The organism is Echinicola jeungdonensis, assembly GCF_030409905.1.
Classification (GTDB): Bacteria; Bacteroidota; Bacteroidia; order Cytophagales; family Cyclobacteriaceae; genus Echinicola; species Echinicola jeungdonensis.
Genome location: NZ_JAUFQT010000001.1, coordinates 491171 through 512068 on the forward strand (window position 1 = coordinate 491171; position 20898 = coordinate 512068).

Consider the following 20898-nt stretch of genomic DNA (forward strand, 5'->3'; position numbering starts at 1 on the left):
TATTATTGCACTTGGAAAGTGGCCCAATGATTCCCGGAATCCGTGGCCCAGTATACGCCGGAAACACTGGCCCAGCATCGCCGGAATAGACAACAGGAACTTCAGCCCTGATGGCCCTGCAAAATCATGGGTATCGGACATTACCTACATCTGGACAGAAGAGGGATGGCTTTACCTGACCATGATCATGGACCTGTATGACCGTAAGATAATCGGATGGTCGATGTCCACCACCATGCATGCCGGGGCAACAGTTATACCGGCATGGCGAATGGCACAGATCAACAGGCCTTTTTTCAGAGACCTGGTTTTCCATTCAGACAGGGGCGTACAATATGCCTGCGGTGAATTCAAGAATGAACTCGATTCTGAAAAGGTGAGGCAGAGCATGAGCAGAAAAGGAAACTGCTGGGACAATGCAGTAGCTGAAAACTTCTTCAAAATCCTGAAATCGGAAACAGGATACCGTAAATACGGATCAGTAATGCAAGCAAAACAGGAAATTTTCGAATTTATTGAAATCTGGTACAATAGGAACAGGAGACACTCCTCACTTGGGTACCTATCACCTGATCAGTTCGGAAAAACCAACAAAAAAATTACCGTATAAAGACTGACCTCGAAATTGTCAGGGTGATTTTTTTTTCAATATCGCACTGACAATTTGAGGAGCCCGCGGCAGGCGTTATTATATTAACATAGAGCTTAATCATTTGTCCAGTTTTTTGTTGCAAATCCAGTGGCTAAGCGTTAATTGTTAAGCGTTTAGGGAACTATAACGGTTAATTGAAATTTAGAAAGATGTGGATGGCTATAGAGCGAAGGTCGAGGCCGGAAAGCAAAAGTCACTGCGAGGACGAAGCGGTCCCGCCTTTGAAAACGGAAGTTATTTCTTAAGCATTGGGTGCACGTTTAACATTTTAACGATTAACACTTAACACCTTTAAAAAAACGGAATCTTCTGATGATCGATAGTCGGAAGGAGATAAATCAAGTGAATTTGAGCAAATACACTGAACTTGTCCTTTCCAACTGGAAATTCAGGGGTGCTTTCGGGTTCAAGTTGCCATTGGTAATTGAGACCATTGATAAATTGAAGCCGGGAACTTAGTAAAAATCGATCCCACTGGTAATCAAAAAGGAGACCAAGGGAAAGATCAACCCAAGGTTTGCGTTCGGATTGTTGCCCTAATCCTCTGTAATAAAAATCCTGGTGATTGGCCAAGCGTTCCAGGACAATGCCGTATTTATTTAATTTGTCAATTAAAGACAGTTCAAGGGTTTGGATATTACTTCCTGCTTGGCCGGCTCCTACCCCCATGGATTCCCCATAATTGGTAAAGCCCCTCACCTGGTAATGGGCATGCCAACTGGTTCCCCCTCTCAACCCATACCTTATATATCTATTAACCGACTCCTGCTGTTGGGTCATTTCTGCCCTGACTTGCACCATTTTTTGGGATACCGGAAGTTTAAATATTTTATTAAAACCCATTAAATAAGCCCTGGCATGTTCTGGGTTTAACATAAATTCCCGCCAATTCAGGGCATGGTCCCTCCTACCGTATTCAAAATAAAATTCAGCTTGGGCTTTGGGAACCAGATATCTACCAAAAATAGAAATTTGCTGGTCCTGCCTTTTCCCATCATAATTGACAGTATTTCCACCATCTATCAAACCAGACTTTGTAAGTACTTCAAAAACAGGAAACCAATCCCCAAAAGAGTTGGTCTTATCCTCACTGTATTGTTGAAAGGTCCGGTTCAGCCCCAGAAACAAACCTGGCACCCATTTGGGCTGATAACTAATGGAAATCCCATTCAGGTAACGCCAATCCTCAGAAAGCTCATCAAAATATTGATCATTGAGTAATGGGTTTTGGGAGCCTTCAAATCCCGAAGGTTGTAATTTTCCCATTATCAATTGGCCCTCAAACGAACCCAAAAATGTTTTTGCAGGACGAGTAGTATTTAAGGTCAGATGGGGAAATCCTCTTGCATTATTGGAAAAAATCAGGGCATTAAACTGTCCTGGCCCCCACCAGATATTCTGGGTGGAAGCCCCCATTTCAAAGGAACCATAATTTAGGGTGATTTTGGATTGCCCCAAACCTAATTTTGAATAGGACTTGGTTCCAAACCTTTCTGGATTATCCCCATGATTCCAGGATACATACCTGGCGCTATTTATGGAATTCCCTAAATTATCCGGGAATCCTTGGTAAGGTCGATTTTGCGCCCATACTAATTCCGGCATCAGCTGGATATTGAAAAACTTATATTTGGCCGCAATTCCCCCAGTAAGCATATACTGGAAACCCACATTAGGGATCATGGGGCCATTCCCATAACCATAAGGCCTCCCTGTATTTAAGGCAAGGGTATTCCTAACCGGCATCCAAGTGATTACTTTATCTGGAGAATCCCGGTTAATTTCTCCCCAATGATACCCCGTTTCAAAAGGAGCATAATCATAACTGGGATCTATTCCAAAAAGAAAATTGGGTTGGAGAGGGCGAAGATTAAAGGAAATGGTGGAGTCTATTTCGCCGAGGAATTGTTTTCGGCGGAGGGATTCTTCGAGGGCTGGGGAGCCTGTTGGTAGGGTTTGGGCGAAGAGGTTTCCTAGGTTATAGCACAAAAAAGAAAGAAATAAAAACAGGAATCTGCCCATCAGGAATAAGGTTGATTTTCAAGGGACAAAGATGGGGATATTTTTTTGTTTTTGGTAGGGGATATGGGATTTGATAATTGTGATTTGGAGAGAAATTGTTAATTGTTAAGCGTTTGGGGAGCGATCGCAGTTATCAGAAACTTAAAAAGATGTGGAAAGCAGAATGGCGAAGAACGAAGGGCGAAAGGGGAAACGTCACTGCGAGGAGGAACGACGAAGCAGTCTCGCATTTGGAAACAAAGTTTAACTGTTTATTTGGTTAATTGGTTAACTGAAAAACCAAGGTCGGTGGCTGAGCGGAGTCGAAGCCAACCGTTTTAGGGAAGAAAAATTTAACAGGTCATCGGAATAATTCGGGATTCGGGATTGGATAATAGTGATTCGAAGGTTAAGCGATAAATTTTAAGTGTTAAGCGTTGGGCGCAAATGGCCGAAAGCCGAAGGGCGAAAGCAGTACGTCACTGCCTCCTGGAGCTTTGCGTAGAGGAACAACAAAGCAGTCTGGCATTTGGAAACGGAGGTTATTTCCTTATCTGCTTAATCTTTTAAATAAAAACTGGAATTCAGGAAAGGAAAATTGTGATTAGAATTGTTGTTTAGTAGAGCTGAGGTTTCTGGTTTAATTGGACCAAAACCTAAGGATTTCGGATTTGAACTTCGACTCCACTGCGGATTTTTTGGTCTAAATTCTATCATTTTACGTCTTAAGATTCCTGGCTTTCTACAATAGACTTACTTTCCTTGTAAAAGTCCCTGTACCATTTAACAAATTCTTTTACCCCTTGGTCAATTGAAGTTTCTGGTTTATACCCTAAGTCATTTTCCAATTCACTTGTATCAGCATAGGTGGAAGGAACATCTCCTGGTTGAATAGGTAATAATTCTTTTTTTGCTTTTATTCCTAAATTATTTTCTATAGTCTCTATAAAATCCATTAATTTAACTGGATTGGAATTTCCAATGTTATAAATTTTATATGGAGCTTTAGCACTTGAAGGGTCCGGCGCCTCACCATTCCAATCAGGATTTCCTTTAGGTGGGTTGTCAATTACGCTAACAATTCCTTCAACAATATCGTCAATAAAGGTAAAATCCCTTTGCATATCCCCATAATTAAATACCTTAATAGGATCCCCCTTAATAATTTTTGATGTAAAAATCATAGGGGCCATATCGGGCCTACCCCATGGGCCGTAAACAGTAAAAAACCTTAATCCGGTTGTTGGAATATTAAATAAATGGCTATAAGTATGGGCCATCAATTCGTTAGATTTTTTTGATGCAGCATAAAGAGAAACTGGATGGTTTACGGAGTGCGAAGTTGAAAATGGCATTTGTGAATTCGCCCCATAAACTGAACTTGAAGAAGCATAAACCAAATGTCCAGTATTATGATTTCGGCAAGCTTCAAGAATATGAGTAAATCCCACTATATTAGAATCAATATATGCTAACGGGTTTTCTAGTGAATACCTTACACCTGCTTGTGCCGCCAAATTCACCACCGCATCAAATTGTTCCTCTTCAAACAGCCGGTCAATGCCACTCTTGTCCTCAAGATTCAACTGGATAAAGCGATAATTGGGATAAACATCACTATGCACGACTTTGCCATATTTAATTTTATCATAGGGTATCCCCGTCATTGCAAGACGGCCATACTTTAGTTGGATATCATAGTAGTCATTTATACTGTCCAAGCCTACCACGGTATCGCCCCGCTCAAGTAACATTTGGGCCAAGTGGAAACCAATAAATCCGGCTGTGCCGGTAATGAGAATTTTCATTTAATAATTCTTTTATAAATTAGATCAAATAGCTTCAAGACTGGAGCCGAACCGTGATGATTGGTAAGGACAATTACAAATTGCGAGAATATGAAGTTGTATTTACAAACTAAAACTAAGCGTTTTTTTCAGTCCATAAATATTCAGTGTGTTAATTTTTTCCAAAATTCCTAACAGATGAAAGTTATAGGGTGAAAATTTCACTATAAAATTTGTTTTCAATTTTGTCGATTCTATATCATAATTTAATTTTCCACCGATTTAACCTCTCCAATGTGGCCTGATCCATTTTAGACTTGGTAACAGTTTCCTGTCTTTCCTCGGTTTTAAACCCTTCGCCCATTCCAAAATACCTAACATTGTATAATCTTGTTCCAGATATATGGTTTTTTCTCTCAACTTTCTCAAAGTTCATAAAATCAACAAGATGTGGGTACTTCTCAACAAACTTAGTAGATCTTATATCCACAATCTCAGTAAACTTCTTATAATTCTCAGGGGAGTCAAAAAATCTATTCTTAACAGTTTGATTTGACCAATACTTCGCATAATAAGCCTTTCCACAATTGATAAAAGTATTATTCTTCAATTGATTAAAAGCCCCTCCATTTATAGTTATAGCACCAAAAAGTGGAGAGCCTGATTCAATAAAAATATTATCCTCTATAATCAAACCACTATTCCCATCATCAATATAAATAGAAGCAATCATATTACTTTTAGGATTATTAATCCCATTAAATATGTTTCCCTTGATGATTGTTCCTGTAGATGATGGATCATTTCCACTATAAACACCTCCCATATCAGTAAATTCATTGCAAACATCTTCAATCAAATTGTCTTCAATCACATGGTCATTTCCACTAAATATAATGGCTTGTCCAGGAGCACCATATAAGTGATTATTTGAAATTAAATGTCCCACTCCAACTATTCTGATACCGGGAGAATAACTTCTAAAGACCCTTGAGAAGTCATTTATCACACAGTTAGTAACGGAGTTATTTGAGGGAATTAAGTTTTTCCTTTCACCTCCGGACAAGTAGATCCCCTCTGCTCCTGTATTTGATATTTTACAGGAATCGATTTTAAGATTTTCGCAGTTTTCTGTTTTAATACCTTCCAGCCCTATATTTCGAAAAGTCGAATTACTTATAGTGATATTCTTAGAGTCGACAAGTTCCACCCCCCTTCCTCTCGTAGTTGTAAAATTCAATCCCTTGATAGTGATAGGAACATCTGAATTCTCAATCCTCATAAAAGGACTTCCCAAAACGGAAAGACTTAAAGTTGCTCTTTTCAAATTCCCAGGCGGAATAAGAAAAATCTGTTCTTTGTCTTTATCATAAAACCACTCCCCTTTAGTATCCAATGCTTCATAAACATTAAAGAAATAAAAACCTCTCAAATTTCGAGAGCTTTTTAGTACTTCGGTAGTAGTGTCATTTGTAGCATAAATACCGTGGTAAGGCGTTTTTGAAGTAACAAGTTTATTCGACACTAAATCCAGGTCCTTTACCTTAAAATTATTATTAATCCAACCAACTGAAAATTGTCCTCCTATCCGTACTTCATCTATTACTTTCCAATTTAGCTTTACATTCGGATCAAAGTAAAAAACTGACTCTTCCCTTAGATTTTGCGGGTCACTTGAAATAACCCGATCGATAGATATCAGTTTATTATTAGGATGCCTCGCCAACTGCATGGGCTCATCATTAAAAAAAAGCTCCATGGCGAGCGGATTTTTCGTTTCGTAAAAACCTGTAGAATTGATACGGGATATTTCACCAATTTCTCCATTAAGTCCCTCAGGTAGATTCAAGTAGTAAATATTACTACCTGACTTGTATTTTTTAAACGAAGTAGCTTCTAACGGAAACCCACCTGAGATAACTACTTTTTCACGTTCAAAATTTGATATAGTTAGACTTTGGAGATCAAGATTCTGTTGATTCAATACTAAACCTGCCGACTGGTATACCCCCTCCCTTAGAAATAAAGTTACATTAGTTCGACTTTTGCCAACCCTACGAATAGCTTCTTTAATGGATCTCAATGGCTGTAAAGATGTTCCAGGATAACTGTCAGTTCCTTTTGGTGAAATAAAGACAACAACATTTTTCTGATTTTGCCCTTGACAAATTGAAATTGCACGCCCCCCTTCACTCGTGTCTAAATCGATCTCCTTAGAGTCAGAGTTTCCGGATACCCGCCCCCCTTCCGTACTAGTACAACAAACCAACAGAAATGACAAATAAAATAGTGGCCACATGTTTATAAATTTAGGGCATCATATCAGAATAACATCAAATCCAACATCATTTTTGAAGACTATTTTTTTAATAATAACAATCTTTCTATGGAAACAATGAAGTACGATGCGTATTGAAAAGTGCAAATGCAATCCACACCTGGCTCGGATGCTATTCTACGGATAGACGAGATTGGTTATTACACTAATTCTGACAAAACAATTCATAGTTATGAAGGACATTTTCAATTTTAGATGTTCCAAACACGATGTAATCTAAATTTAATTCTTTTATATATTGAATGGATTGAGGAATATTACTTGCACCACTTGCAAATATACTCATACCCATTAACATATAAGGATGTGAATCATTAATAAAGGATTCTACCTCTTTTAGTGATGGGAACACATTAAAACCTTCAGCATTAATGTTAAAGCAAACAATAAGGTCTTGAAGTATTTTAGGATCCACCTTATCTAAAATTTTGTTTAAAATAATTGGGTTTAGTGTGATTATTCCAGGTTTATATCCTTTCTGGATTACCTCCTTAATAAATTTAATCAAAATATCTTCTCTGCCCATTCCTATGAGCAAATCAGTAACTATATTCTGAAGATATACAATACTTCCCTTTCGAAGCTTTTTTGGAACTTCAAGATCCAATGCCAAAGGCATAAGATGAAGCAAGTTTCTTGTTACAAAAAGTTTTACAATTTCATTAAAATTAGAAACTATTGAGATATTCTTAAAGAGGTAAGAAAGCAAGCTAAGCATTCCATTTTCATTTACCATACTCGCATATTTATGCGGATATGGTATACTATAGTGGATCTCTTTGTTCAAATCATAATTTTTACCATCTATTAAATCATATCCTATTTCATTGGAATTAATCATAAAACCATCCAATCCAATTTCAAGCGAAGAATTTATAAATTCATCAATTTTGTTGACTGTAGAAAACTTTTGTTTAGTTTGGCTCCCTTTTTCTAAATCAAAATGGTTTATTCCAAAAAACTGATTATCACCTAGAATTATTTTCATTATTTTAATATATTATTCATTATCCTATTTACTTTAAGGGCCTCATGCATTGAGCAAAGTGTGCCTGCATTACCTAAGAGATTCTCCATCTGCTTGGTAAAATCAATTCCTCTTAAATAGTATGGAACTGTTTCCGCAAGATCGGTAACGGCAACTTTTTTAATCAAGACATCTCCCTCATAGATTTTAATGGTTTGCTGGTCCACAAAAAGTCTTGCATTATTAATTAATTCAATTTCAAGCCCAAAAATCGGTTTGCGAATCTCCTTTTTCACCCAATTAAAATTAAGAGAGATACTCATACTACCCGAACTCAAAACAGCTTCAACTACATCATCAACATCTGAAATAATCGATTGTTTACGTGATTCCTGAATATCGAACTCTTCAACATTAGCTAAATAGCAAATTAAATCAATAATATGAGACCCCATTTCATTTAGCACCCCAGAAAAAGAGCCGTTTCTCCAGCCTTTAGGTTTTTTTTCAATTGTATTACTAAAATATTGACCTTTAATTGAAATAATATCAGCTGGTTTTATATTCTTTTTGACCCATTGTATGCAAGGATTATAACGAAGCACATAACCAATATAGACATTATCCCCTTTAATATCACTTTCGGTATTTGTATGTCCACCAAAAGGTTTTTCAACAAATATTCTTTCATCACCTCGTGCAAGTGATCTCTCAAGAATTTGATTATGTATGAAAGGTGGTGTAGTAACTAAAGTTAAATCAAATGAATCATTAAGTCTTTCATCACTTTGTACAAATCGAGAATTAAAGTTTGATTTGAGAAGTTTATACAGAATTTTACCGGGTTCCACAATAGTAAAATTCAGATTCGGATTTAAACCTTTCAATATGGAATAATGAGTTAGTCCCATTCTGCCAAAGCCATATATGAGTACATTATTAATTTGTTTATTCATTGGTAGCATTTAGTTCATCAATAAAACGTCAAATAAATTGTTAATTAAAATGATTTTTTTAATTTAAATATAAACAGCAACATATCCTTAAAATAAAGGAATATATTAGGATATCGTTTAAGAATTTCGGGTCGATCAATTGTTCTTTTAAGCCAAGCTAATCTTAATTTCCACCATATTGGATGTATAGTTTTTTGATTTCCAGCAACCCAATCAAAAACAGCTCCTATATTACAGATTAAATTTGCATCTATTTTCTCCTTATTCAAAAAAATCCATTTTTCTTGTTTTGGGCAGGTCATACCAACAAACAAAATATCGGGCTTGAACTTATTTATCTTATTAATCATTTCATTAGTTTCCTCCTCACTAAACTTTTGTCTAAATGGGGGTGAAAAAGACGAGACCTTAACCTTTGGATACTTAAGTTTAACTTTTACTTTTATTTTTTCTAGGGTCTCTTGGGATGAGCCCAAGAAATAAACCTTTAATGCTAAATCATTAGCCTTGTTTATGAAAAAATCAAAAACTTCTGGTCCCTGATTTTTTTTTATCGCTTTTCCAGTGGAAAGGAAATATCCAAGCCCAAAATAAACCCCATCCAAAACCAAAATATCCGAATCCTTTAATGCATTTTTAAATTTTCCATCGTTCTTGGCGATTCCATATGAATTGGGACTTATTGTGTTAAGAACAACATGTTTTTTATCTAGTGGTACTTTCTCTAAATGATCAGAAAACACATTATAACCCATAGTAGAAACTACTTTTCCAAAAGAACCTTTATACACTTTCATATATAACATTCATTATAACTACTTAAAACTAGGCATTGACAAATACTAATATAGTATCTAAATACTTTATTCTTATTTAAAATCGGTTTGTAATCAAAAATTTTTTTATAATCGAAGATATATAACATTAAACTATAAATATTATATCATATTTTTCCCTAAAAAATTTACTTGCAATAAAAGAACAACCCTTTTCAAAAAGAACGTGTAATTATGTTTCCTGCTAACTTTATACTTTAATAATCTAATCGATTGATAAATGTTAGGATACTTATCTTTAAAGTCTGCATCCAAACTAACAGATTCTAAGGCAAACAAATATGCCCTATATTTATTTTTAGGTGCCCTGACAGACAATCCGCCTAATGAAAGATTGTAGTAGGTCAAAAATTCATCTAGATTAGCCAATTTTCCAACTTTGGAAAATTGCAAAAATAAATCTAAATCTTGACCGCCACCTTTTACTCTGTACCCGCCAATCTGGTCAAATGAACTTCTCCTAAACATAACTGAACAATGTGCAATGCTAAATCGAAGCTTTATTAAATCTCTTACAATTTCCTCATGAGTTAATGGGAATTTCCTTAACGCTCTATATTTATTATCTGACTTAAACCATAATTGGGTTCCTACGCACACCACATCTTCATTTCTATCTAAAAAATCAACTTGTTTTTCTATCCTAATCTTAGCCATTAAGTCATCATCGTCAATACGAACAATATACTTACCCTGACTCTTTGAAATACCAAAATTCAGAGCTCCCCCTAATCCTTGGCCATCTATCCTATATATTTTAATTCGAGGATCATTGACTCTTTTTAAAGTGGACTCAACAGGAATCTTAGAACCATCATCTACTATAATTAACTCAAAATCAGTATAACTTTGGGTTAATATAGACTTAATAGTATCCTCTAAACTCCCTGTATTATCTCTACAAGCCAATACAATTGAAACTGTCATAACTCAACTACTCCAAACTTTCTATTAGCTCCATGCGGCACATCAATGTATACCTTTGTTCCGTTATCATTTACTCTTGGATGGTGGTCTATTCTGTTCACTCCCCTAAATTTTGGATGATGGACAGCCTCATAGATAATTGAATTTTTTGATTTTTCTAGATTCAACAAATAGACTGTTGATCTCCGGAAAAAACTAGGGTAGCTATCAAAAACAAGGATATTATCCAAGTTAGTTGTAGGATGAGAATCATGGAATGGGACAAAATAATCTGGGATCACCTTCCTATTTAAGGCAATATCGATCACAAAAAATTTATTCTCCTTACCAAGCTGACCAAAAACAATTATTTTTTGATTATCCAACCAACAAAAGTGAGAATAAAAATCCTCCTCACCTATTAGTGAATTTGACCCGTTTTCCAAATCAAACACCATTAGCTTTGTGAACTTAATGTTCCCCAACCAATATCTATATAAATACGCAACCTTTCTCCCGTTAGGACTAAACTCAAAATGATTAACTTTATCTTTATCAGGATTTATTTTTAGAATCTCTCTTAACTCATCAAATTTAATTTCTCTTATTATATCACCGTTATTAAGATCTATTGTTCTAAATGCCGTCGAATCATTTAAAACAGCTTGAATATCTATAGCTTCCTTCGAAAAATATCCATAATCTTCCCTAAGGACACTCAATCTCTCAAAGTTGTAAGATACCCCGATCTTTCCTAGTTGATGAATGGCTCCGATTGGATATTGAATTTCACCCTTGAGTTTCCCCGATTTATTAATGATTTTCAAACAGTAATTACCTGTACCTTTATCAAAATCATTATAGCAAATCAATTCATCTGACAGCCATCTTAAAAATGCACCTTGTTGCCAATTCCAAGCTTCGGAGTAGGCCAGGATTTCACCTTTTTCTTCATTTTCTTTTTTTATACATATGGCAACCTTTTCTTTTGGAGGCCAAGAAAAGGCCGACTCATCAGTACCGTGAAACAATACATCTCCCAAACTATTTGACAAATGGATATTGAAATACCCTCCAAACTCATTTTTATAGCCAGCGCTTATAATTTTAAAATTATTAGTAGAGCTATCAAAAACCTTCTTTTTAAAATTCGAAAGATAAAATCCCGGATAAAGTAACTTTTGCTTCATTCCATCCGGTATCAAAAACCTTAATTTTCTTAACATTATTTACGGTTTGTTTTTAATAGTTTAGATTTTGCAAAATATTTCTTCAAGAACTGCCTAATGACCTCTTCACTAAAAAACTTAAAACACAACGCAGAATTTTTTAAAAAACTTTGGTATCCTTTTCTAACCCTATATCTTGAAATCGCTCTATCCCAAATTAAGCCTAAATCAAAAATATCTGAAACTCCACCTTCTCTCATATTAACCGAAACAGTTTCGGTAAACCTAAATTCTACTTTTCCAGATTTAAATGCTTTGTAAGTAAAATCATAGTCAGCAATTAATTTTACACTTGTATCAAATAAACCAATCAAATTATTATATAAGTTTCTATGAACACAAAATGCCGGATGAACTAATGGCATAGTAAATTCTATTTGATTATTTAAAATATCATTATTATTTACTCGATTATACCGCAATTCACCTACTTCACTTACCATATTAGCATCGCCAACTATAATCAAATTATCAGATTGATCATTCAAATTATAAGTTTCCACATATTTTTCTAAAGCGGTAGGTTCTAAGAAATCATCACTGTTTAGGATACAAATTAATTCTCCTTTCGCTAACCTAATACCTTTGTTCATAGCATCATATATTCCTTCATCCTTCTCAGAAAGTATATTCATTTCTTGACTTAATCTTTCTTTGAATTCTAATGCAAGTTTAAGTGTATTGTCCTTAGATTTACCGTCAATAACTAAATATTCAAAATTTTTATACGTCTGATTTTCAATAGATCGAAAAGTATCTTGAATAAACTTTTCACTATTGTAGGTTACGGTAATTATCGAAACTAACGGATTTAGATTCATTTTTACTATTTATAATATGAAGAAAGAGGACAATAAATACTGCCCTCAAGAAGCCATTATTCACAAGTAATGGACCTTTATAATTACATACTATTATGTACAAAAAAACAGAAGAGAACAACACTTTCTGAATTCTTGAAAAACTCTGATACTTATTCCTAAACAAATACCATATCAAAGTAAAATAAACAATAATATAGAATACTCCACCAAACAACAAGTCATTGATATAACCTATGTCAGATTGAACGTCATAAACGTTTCCATACAAGTACCTTCCTTCTCCAAAGAAAATCCCTCCAATGGTACTTGGTAACACAAGCATTCTTTCAAATAGATTGTCCCAGTGATTAGCTCCACTTGAATTTGACTCCAATCCCCTTAAGACCATATAATTGAATATTTCCGGGTCAATAAAAAATGAAATACTAAAAACTAACAATAAAACCGCCAGTAAAATAGCAGAGATAATTTTGATAAATTTTGAAAGACTTACAAAGGCATCTGATTTTCTTAATGTAAAAACAAAATAGACAAAAAGAATAATTGGAATGGCAACTATCCCAATTCTAGCATTAAAAACTATACTTATTATAATTAAAGGTACAAACCAAACATATTTATAAAGTCCTTGAGCAACCGTTGTGAATATGATCATCAAAACAAATCCCTGAAATATGGGATAGGTAAATAAATACTCAGAAGACAAGCCAAATATCCTAAATAATAATCTGTCTCCTTTATTTTCAAACATAAATTGTAGATCTAACATCTGTTCCGTTACATAAATTTTGAAACTAGGAAACGCTAACATTATTACTGCAAAAACTGATTGAACAACACCAATAACAACAAAAGCTTCCAATAATTCCTCTACCGTCCATTTTCGCTTATAGAGGAATAGAGCAAATGGAAGTGAAACAAGAAGTATATTTACAAAAAATCTAAATTGCTTGACCCAATACAAATGTTGAAATCCTACATCCTTAATTCCAGTGCTGAGGTATTCTTTTAGAATGAGATAGAACACAATAAGTGCAAAAGTCAAAATAAATACGAAAATAGACCTTGTGGTTATTCCGAATTTAAATGCACCAAAGTGAATCAAGCTCCAGCCAAGAAATCCAATAATTAAAAGATATTCAGGTGACACCACTAAAAATCTAAATGGAGGAAGGTAAACTACCATAAACAAGAGAATTAGCACTAAATACTTCTCCAACTTATTCTTGCTAATTACCAATGGGCTCATTTAAGAAGCTTCCTTTTGAAGTCCAGAATGCGCGATAAATAATCGGGACCGTTTTCAAATTTACTCAAAAGAAAAACAAGCAAAACCGCCATTCTTATTGGAACTGCTTTAGATTCATCCTTTGCTAAACATAAGATCCTACCAGCCTCTTCAGCGTAACCTTGCCTGAAGGTCCATAGTGAATGCTTCATCAACTCCTTTCCTAGCCGTTTAGATTTTTTCTTAAATACCCAGGCGTTGTTTCCAAACTTATCTATAAAATCCCACCCAACCTGCCTCCGCATTTCGTACATCTGCTTCGCCATTTCTGCAAAAAATAACTGAATGGCTCGCTTATAAGCATTTCCCGTTACTCCATCATTTCTTGTGAAAGCCGTATACAGTACTTCAGGAACGAAATCCAACTTGCTAGATAAGGACATCCTTAACCATAAATCCCTATCCTGTGAAAAATGAAAAAAAGCCCTATATCCACCTGCTGCATTGTAAACATCTTTTCTGAACATAACTTCTCCATGACTCACGCAAATACTATTCAACACATCGTCACTTTTGCTACGTTCCACAATTACCTTCCTATTAAGGATTAAATCCTCTCTTTCAAATAAGCAACCAACTACTCCAACCGATGGGTTTTCGGATAAATAATTTGCTTGCTTTTGTATTCTCTCAGGATAAGAGTAATCACCAGATCCGTGAATGGCTATCAATTCTCCATTAGCTGTATCAACAGCTTTTCGAATTGCATTTGTAAAACCGACATTCTGGTGATGGATCACTCTAATTCTATCATCAAGTGATTCATAAGCTTTCAATTTCTTAAAAGTATCATCCGACGATCCATCATCGCACAAAATAATCTCTACATTTCTATAAGTTTGTTTAATTAAACTTTTTACAGAAATATCAACAACATTCTCTCTATTATAAAAGACTGAAACAATACTGACCAACATCAAATTTTAAATTATTCTTTGCTCTACTTCCAATTCTATCCCGAATTTTCCCATCACTCTATCCTTTATTTCGGTTATCAATTCAATAATATCTTTTCCACTGGCACCATCAAAATTAATAATAAATCCACCGTGTTTTTCAGAAACTTTGGCTCCCCCTTTTGTCAATCCTTTCAGCTTCAGTTCGTCAATTAACGCCCCAACATAATATCCTTTAGGTCTTTTAAAGACACTTCCAGCGTTTGGATAATCTTTAGGCTGTTTTTGCCACCTCTGACTTCTTATCTGGTCCATCTTTGATTTTATCTTCTCGCAATCCCCACTTTCAAGCTTTAGCCAGGCTTTAATTACAATTTTGTTCGTGTTTTTCTGAAAAAAACTATTTCTGTACTGGAAATCCATATCTTCTTTAAAGATTTCCTTAACCTGTAAATCCACTAAATCCAAATAACGAACCTTAACCAATACGTCTTTGATCTCCTCTCCACTTGCACCAGCATTCATTACAACAGCTCCACCAAGCGAACTCGGAATATCGTAAAAAATCTCTAAGCCTGTCAACCCGTTATCCAACGCAAAAAGGCTCAAGTCATACATCGTCACACCTGATTCAGCTTCTAATATTCCATTATCATTCAGACCTATTTGTGAGAAATTACCGTTGAAAATTATAAATTCTCTTTCATAATAGGAATTTGACAAAATAACATTGTGGCCCGAACCTAATAAAACATAATCCTGACTCCTTGAAAACAAATCTATTATATCTTCCTCTGAATCTGGAAAATAAGCCCTCTTACACTTGGAATGTATCTTATACGAGTTATAATTTGTCAGCTCAAATTCTTCGAATACTTTCATTTATATAAACTTACTTATCACTCCTTTAAAAGGTGCGATATCACTTTTTTTGAATTTCAAAATTTCCTTAATTCCTATCTGGACTTCACTACTGTAGAACCATAGGAATAAAAGACCTGCTATTGAATAACTGATGGTGGAGGCAATAGCAGCTCCATCTGCTCCATATTTCGGAATGAGAATAATATTCAAAACAACATTAATAATTAACGCAGGTAGCATCGCTTTCATCGAGACCCATGGCTTTCCCCTCCCTGCCAAATCCATATTCATCACTTTAAATAGAGTTAAAATTAAAACACCAGGTAAAAGTAGTCTCAACACCGAAACACTCTCTATATAGGCCGTTCCATACATTCCTAAAATTATCCAATCAGAAATTATTAACAATACTATTGAAATACAACCTATCACCAATAAAGAGACCCTTAATAATTGAGAAACCTTAAGAGAAAATTGAAAACTATTTTTCGAAGAACTACTTCTTGCAAAAATAATCGTACTAAACAACATTGGTATTTGCCAAAGGTACTGAACAATATTTGCACCTCTTGAGTATATACCCATTTCGAAATCTGAACTTAATTGTTCCAATATTACAATGTCGAGTTGATAATTTAAATTTATAACAAGAAGAGAAACAGCATAAATAGTCCCTAATCGAATTAAATTTTTAACAAGATCAACATTAATCAGAACACTAATAAACCCTAAGAAATTATCCCTAAAAACCAAAACAAAAAACATCATTAATTGTCCTAAGAAAATTGACAATAGATAACCGGAAATATCTGATTTTAGAATAACAAGAGTTACAAATGATAAAATAGTCGTTATTACTGACGGAATCCAGTTTACTGCATTAAATTCCTTAATTTTATTTTTCCCTAAATAAATTCCCGAACAATAAGTATTAAACAAACTAAATGAAACAGGAGCGACCGCAAGCATCAATAAATTAAATTCCTTAAGTGATTTGCTAAAGAAAAACATCAACAAAAAGCATGAAATTGTTGAAATGAATGATGTAAGAACCCAAATCTGAACAATTCCTCTTTTTATTTCGTCTTCAGGATATTTTTTTTTCCCTAAAAAATAGGTAACAGACTGCCTTACTCCAAGCGAACCAATCGTCATAAAAATATTTGGATAAACAATTAGAGCAGCAATAATCCCATTCTTCTCCGGACCCAATGTTCTTGCAACTATAATTGAAGTTGAAAATCCAGATAATATAATAAGTATTTTCGAGATTCCTACCCGAAAAATATCACTAATAAAACTTTTCATCTAGAAGCAATTATTCTCCCCGGGACACCTACTATAACTGAACGTGGTGGAACATCTTTAGTAACCACAGAGTTTGCTCCAATAACAGCCTCTTCACCAACCGAAATTCCACCTATAATTTTGGCACCAGCATAAATTTTGACTCCATTTCCAATTTCAGGATACTTCAATTCTTCATTCACTTTACCATGACTTCCCAGGGTAACGTTCTGAAAAATAGTAACATTATCTTTAATTATAACATCATCCCCTATAACTATTCCAATGGGATGAGGTAAATGTAACTTCTTACCAATAATTGCAGAATAAGAAATATCACAACCTCTCCTAACAACCATCCTATATCTTAGAATATTCAAAAAAAAGCCATGCAAAAAAAACTTACTATTCTGAATGTATACACCCAATCTATAATTTAACATTACCTTATACTTAGGATTTAAAAAAAAATCATACAAAAAAGATGCTGAATCACTTCTATCTTCTTTTAAAAGCTTCAATACAGAGCTTATCATATTCCTCATAAAATCTAAATCCTTATATTTAAATCCTTCAGTTTCAAATATAAATCATCATATCCCCGGTGGATTTGCCAAGCATTTTCAATTACCGTTTCTCCTTCAGCAGTCAACCCTGCTAATAAGAGCGCTATCCCTGCTCTTAAATCAAGCGCCTGAACTGTTGCACCATGAAGTTGTCTTCCACCATTTATAACTAACAAATCTCCTATGACTTCAAAATCCATTCCCATCTTACCCAGTTCTTCAGCATAGGCGTATCTTCCAGGAAACCTAAGGTCAACAATCTTAGAAACTCCACTACTCATCGCTCCATAGACAGCTAATAATGGTTGCATGTCAGAGTTTATTCCGGGATAAGGGCCAGTACTAATTTCCAAAGGATATGTAGTACCCCCCTTCACAATAACGGAATTCTCTCCTTCGTAAATCTTCATTCCACTTTCCTTTAAAAAAACCATAGGTACATCCAAATGGTTTTTAGGGAAATTAAGGATTTCAACATCCCCATCGGTAATTACGGATCCAATGGCCCAAGTAAGGGCTTCCATATTGTCTGGAATGACTTCATGTTCAACCCCTCTTAACTCTTCCTTTCCCTGAATGACTATACATTTCTGACCAAATACCTTTATGTCTGCCCCCATTTTATTTAGCATATGGATCAAATCAAGTATTTCCGGCCGGATATGAGGATTCCAAACTGTTGTAATTCCGTTGGCTAAAGCACCACACAAGATGGCGTTTTCAGTAGCACCTGTGGACCTGATCGGTAGATAAATATCATTACCAATAAATCTCCCAGCATCACCTACTTGAGTGCACAACATACCTTCTTCTTCCCATACTTTCGCACCCAACTGCTCCAACAACATTACATGGATATCATATTTACGCTCGCCTAGCTTACAACCACCCGGCAAGGGAACCCTTCCTTCTCCATATCTTGCGGTCAATGCCCCTAAGATCAATAGTGTATTTCTAATTGACCTTTTGTCCCATTTTAATTCTGTCTCAAGTATCTGATTTTGACGAATTACTACAGTATCATCCTTAGACACATATTCCTTTCCTAGGACCTGTAGCATTTCCAAATGCACTTGGATATCCAACAGACCATTTGGAAAGTTTGAAAGACGAACCTCACCATCCGTTAATATAGAAGCGGCTAATAAACGTAATGCGCTATTTTTGGCACCACTAAGTTTAACTGTTCCAGATAATTTTCCTTTTGTAACTTTGATAGTACTTGTTGTACTCATTGTTAGATTGGCGCCCATAAAATCTTTTTTCAATTTATACTATCCTATTCAAAATTATTCAAAATATTGTACCCACCATCCTTAAGATACTGCTCTTTACGCATTAACTTCAAATCACTCATCATCATATCCTCTACCAAGCTTGCCAGATCATGTTCAGGCACCCAGCCAAGTTTTTCTTTTGCCTTCGATGGATCACCAATCAATAATTCAACCTCTGTAGGTCTAAAATACTTTGGATCGACATTAACTACTTCCATACCTTCAGGTAATTGAAATTCAGCGTTTGAACAAGAGTCTACAAAAGCCTTTTCACCAACTCCTTCGCCTTCAAACCTTAGGGAAATACCAACTTCTTGGAATGCCATTTTTACAAAATCTCTTACTGTAGTTGTAACACCTGTGGCTATTACCCAATCCTCAGGTTGATCTGCTTGAAGAATCATCCACATCATTCTCACATAATCTTTAGCATGCCCCCAATCCCGTTTTGCATCAAGATTACCTAAATAGATTTTTTCTTGAAGTCCTAAAGCGATTTTAGAAACAGCTCGAGTAATTTTCCGGGTAACAAAAGTTTCCCCCCTTAATGGAGATTCGTGATTAAACAAAATTCCATTACAAGCAAAAATATTATAAGCCTCACGATAGTTTACAGTAATCCAATAGGCATACATTTTTGCCACTGCATACGGGGATCTAGGATAAAAAGGAGTCGTTTCCCTTTGAGGTACCTCCTGAACTAACCCGTATAATTCTGAAGTAGATGCTTGATAGATTTTAGTTTTCTTCTCCAATCCTAAAAACCTTACTGCTTCTAAAATCCGTAAAGTCCCAATACCATCCGCATTAGCGGTATATTCTGGAGTATCAAAAGATACTTTCACATGAGACATAGCAGCCAAGTTATAAATCTCATCTGGTTGGGTTTCCTGAATGATTCGCGTCAAATTCATAGAATCTGTCATATCTCCATAATGCAGAACCAACTGTGGATTTTCTACATGGGGATCTTCATACAAATGGTCTATTCTATCAGTATTAAACAATGAAGTCCTTCTTTTTATACCATGAACTTTATAACCTTTTTCTAATAAAAGTTCCGCCAAATAGGCTCCATCCTGACCAGTAATACCCGTAATAAGGGCAACCTTCTGTGATTTATTTGTCATTTTATTTTAATATTACGCTTTTCGTGTTTTTTAAGATTTTTGGATTAAAAGTTAATCGTTAATTGTTAAGGGTCGGATTCCATTAACTCTTAACAATTAACCCTTAACTACAACTTAACTTGTTTAATTGAGTCAATATTCTCCAGGAACCATTGGTAAGTATCCTTAATTCCATCTTCCAATTTGATTTTTGCTTTCCAGCCAGCATTGCTCATCTTGGATACATCCATCAGCTTTCTTGGAGTGCCGTCTGGTTTGCTGCTATCCCAAATGATTTCCCCTTGGTGCCCAACTGTTTTTTGGATCAATTCGGCCAGTTCTTTAATACTTAAATCCAACCCTGTGCCCACATTATAGAGATTATCCTGGAAATCATTTTCCAAGGCAAAAACAACTGCATCAGCCATATCTTCCACATGCAAAAATTCCCGCTTTGGTGTTCCTGATCCCCACAATTCGACAGGCTCATTGCCCTGTATTTTTGCCTCATGAAACTTTCGGATCATTGCTGGCAAAACATGGGAGGTTTCTAAATCAAAATTATCAAAGGGGCCAAATAGATTAGTAGGCATTAGGGAAATGTAATCCTTCTCAAATTGCTTTCTAATAGCTTCACAAGCCTTTACTCCTGTGATTTTGGCAATGGCATACCACTCATTGGTGGGTTCAAGGGAGGAGGTCAAAAGGTATTCCTCTTTAAGCGGTTGAGGTGCTAACTTGGGATATATGCAGGATGATCCCAAAAAGATAAATTTATCGATTCCCTGTTTATGTGCAGTATCGATAAGGTTATTTTGGATCTGCATATTTTCCATCAGGAATTGATACGGGTAGTTGTTATTGGCCAAAATACCTCCTACCCTCGCAGCAGCATCAATTACTACTTCAGGTCTTTCCTTTTCAAAAAAGTTTTTTACTGCCTCCTGATTTTTCAGATCAAGTTCCTTGCTTGTCTTTCCGATCAATTGGTTATATCCTTTTCCTTCCAATGCCCGCCAAATGGCGGAACCTACCATGCCCCGATGGCCAGCTATGTATATTCTTGTATTTTTATTCATCCTATTATTTTGTTTCACAGAGATCACAAAGAAATC

18 protein-coding genes are annotated in these 20898 nt (G+C 35.3%); 1 reads left to right on the forward strand and 17 read right to left on the reverse strand.

Annotated elements, in window-relative coordinates; all coding sequences use genetic code 11:
• Positions 1-4 precede the first annotated feature (4 nt).
• On the forward strand, positions 5-610 hold the full coding sequence (locus tag QWY93_RS02010) for an IS3 family transposase (protein WP_290248802.1): 606 nt from the start codon (positions 5-7) through the stop codon (positions 608-610).
• Positions 611-943: 333 nt separating this feature from the next.
• Here the strand turns inward: QWY93_RS02010 and QWY93_RS02015 are convergent, their stop codons facing one another.
• From QWY93_RS02015 to QWY93_RS02095, 17 genes are all read right to left on the reverse strand, one after another.
• Positions 944-2641, reverse strand: a complete 1698-nt coding sequence (locus tag QWY93_RS02015) for a capsule assembly Wzi family protein (protein WP_290246520.1) — start codon at positions 2639-2641, stop codon at positions 944-946.
• 737 nt (positions 2642-3378) lie between these two features.
• A complete protein-coding gene (locus tag QWY93_RS02020) occupies positions 3379-4461 on the reverse strand; it encodes an NAD-dependent epimerase (RefSeq protein ID WP_290246521.1) in 1083 nt (360 codons plus the stop codon).
• Between the two features lie 238 nt (positions 4462-4699).
• The gene (locus tag QWY93_RS02025) at positions 4700-6739 is read right to left on the reverse strand and encodes a right-handed parallel beta-helix repeat-containing protein (protein ID WP_290246522.1); all 2040 of its coding nucleotides are present in this window, start codon (positions 6737-6739) and stop codon (positions 4700-4702) included.
• Positions 6740-6923: 184 nt separating this feature from the next.
• Positions 6924-7766 (reverse strand): hypothetical protein, encoded by an 843-nt coding sequence (locus QWY93_RS02030; protein WP_290246523.1) that lies wholly within the window; start codon positions 7764-7766, stop codon positions 6924-6926.
• Positions 7766-8701: a Gfo/Idh/MocA family oxidoreductase gene (locus QWY93_RS02035; RefSeq protein WP_290246524.1), complete on the reverse strand. Its 936-nt coding sequence runs from the start codon at positions 8699-8701 to the stop codon at positions 7766-7768. The genes QWY93_RS02030 and QWY93_RS02035 overlap by 1 nt, the downstream gene beginning before the upstream one ends.
• 44 nt (positions 8702-8745) lie before the next feature.
• Entirely contained in the window at positions 8746-9498 is a 753-nt protein-coding gene (locus QWY93_RS02040) for a WecB/TagA/CpsF family glycosyltransferase (RefSeq protein ID WP_290246525.1), read from the reverse strand.
• 141 nt (positions 9499-9639) lie between these two features.
• Positions 9640-10464 (reverse strand): glycosyltransferase family 2 protein, encoded by an 825-nt coding sequence (locus tag QWY93_RS02045; RefSeq protein WP_290246526.1) that lies wholly within the window; start codon positions 10462-10464, stop codon positions 9640-9642.
• Entirely contained in the window at positions 10461-11669 is a 1209-nt protein-coding gene (locus QWY93_RS02050) for a hypothetical protein (protein ID WP_290246527.1), read from the reverse strand. The genes QWY93_RS02045 and QWY93_RS02050 overlap by 4 nt, the downstream gene beginning before the upstream one ends.
• Positions 11669-12493 carry a glycosyltransferase family 2 protein gene (locus tag QWY93_RS02055; protein WP_290246528.1) on the reverse strand — a complete coding sequence of 275 codons (825 nt, stop codon included), beginning with the start codon at positions 12491-12493 and terminating at the stop codon, positions 11669-11671. Before QWY93_RS02055 ends, QWY93_RS02050 begins: the two co-directional genes overlap by 1 nt.
• Complete coding sequence (locus QWY93_RS02060) at positions 12447-13682, reverse strand: hypothetical protein (protein WP_290246529.1); 1236 nt, start codon at positions 13680-13682, stop codon at positions 12447-12449. The genes QWY93_RS02055 and QWY93_RS02060 overlap by 47 nt, the downstream gene beginning before the upstream one ends.
• Positions 13683-13741: 59 nt before the next feature.
• Complete coding sequence (locus QWY93_RS02065; RefSeq protein ID WP_290246530.1) at positions 13742-14701, reverse strand: glycosyltransferase family 2 protein; 960 nt, start codon at positions 14699-14701, stop codon at positions 13742-13744.
• 6 nt (positions 14702-14707) lie between these two features.
• A complete protein-coding gene (gene murB, locus QWY93_RS02070; RefSeq protein ID WP_290246531.1) occupies positions 14708-15562 on the reverse strand; it encodes a UDP-N-acetylmuramate dehydrogenase in 855 nt (284 codons plus the stop codon).
• On the reverse strand, positions 15563-16852 hold the full coding sequence (locus QWY93_RS02075; protein ID WP_290246532.1) for a flippase: 1290 nt from the start codon (positions 16850-16852) through the stop codon (positions 15563-15565).
• The gene (locus QWY93_RS02080; protein WP_290246533.1) at positions 16849-17376 is read right to left on the reverse strand and encodes a serine O-acetyltransferase; all 528 of its coding nucleotides are present in this window, start codon (positions 17374-17376) and stop codon (positions 16849-16851) included. The genes QWY93_RS02075 and QWY93_RS02080 overlap by 4 nt, the downstream gene beginning before the upstream one ends.
• Positions 17377-17381: 5 nt before the next feature.
• Positions 17382-18632, reverse strand: coding sequence for a UDP-N-acetylglucosamine 1-carboxyvinyltransferase (locus QWY93_RS02085; RefSeq protein WP_290246535.1), 1251 nt, complete (start codon positions 18630-18632; stop codon positions 17382-17384).
• A 44-nt stretch (positions 18633-18676) separates the two neighbouring features.
• Positions 18677-19804: a GDP-mannose 4,6-dehydratase gene (gene gmd / locus QWY93_RS02090; protein WP_290246536.1), complete on the reverse strand. Its 1128-nt coding sequence runs from the start codon at positions 19802-19804 to the stop codon at positions 18677-18679.
• A 107-nt stretch (positions 19805-19911) separates the two neighbouring features.
• The gene (locus QWY93_RS02095) at positions 19912-20862 is read right to left on the reverse strand and encodes a GDP-L-fucose synthase family protein (protein ID WP_290246538.1); all 951 of its coding nucleotides are present in this window, start codon (positions 20860-20862) and stop codon (positions 19912-19914) included.
• Positions 20863-20898: the final 36 nt, after the last annotated feature.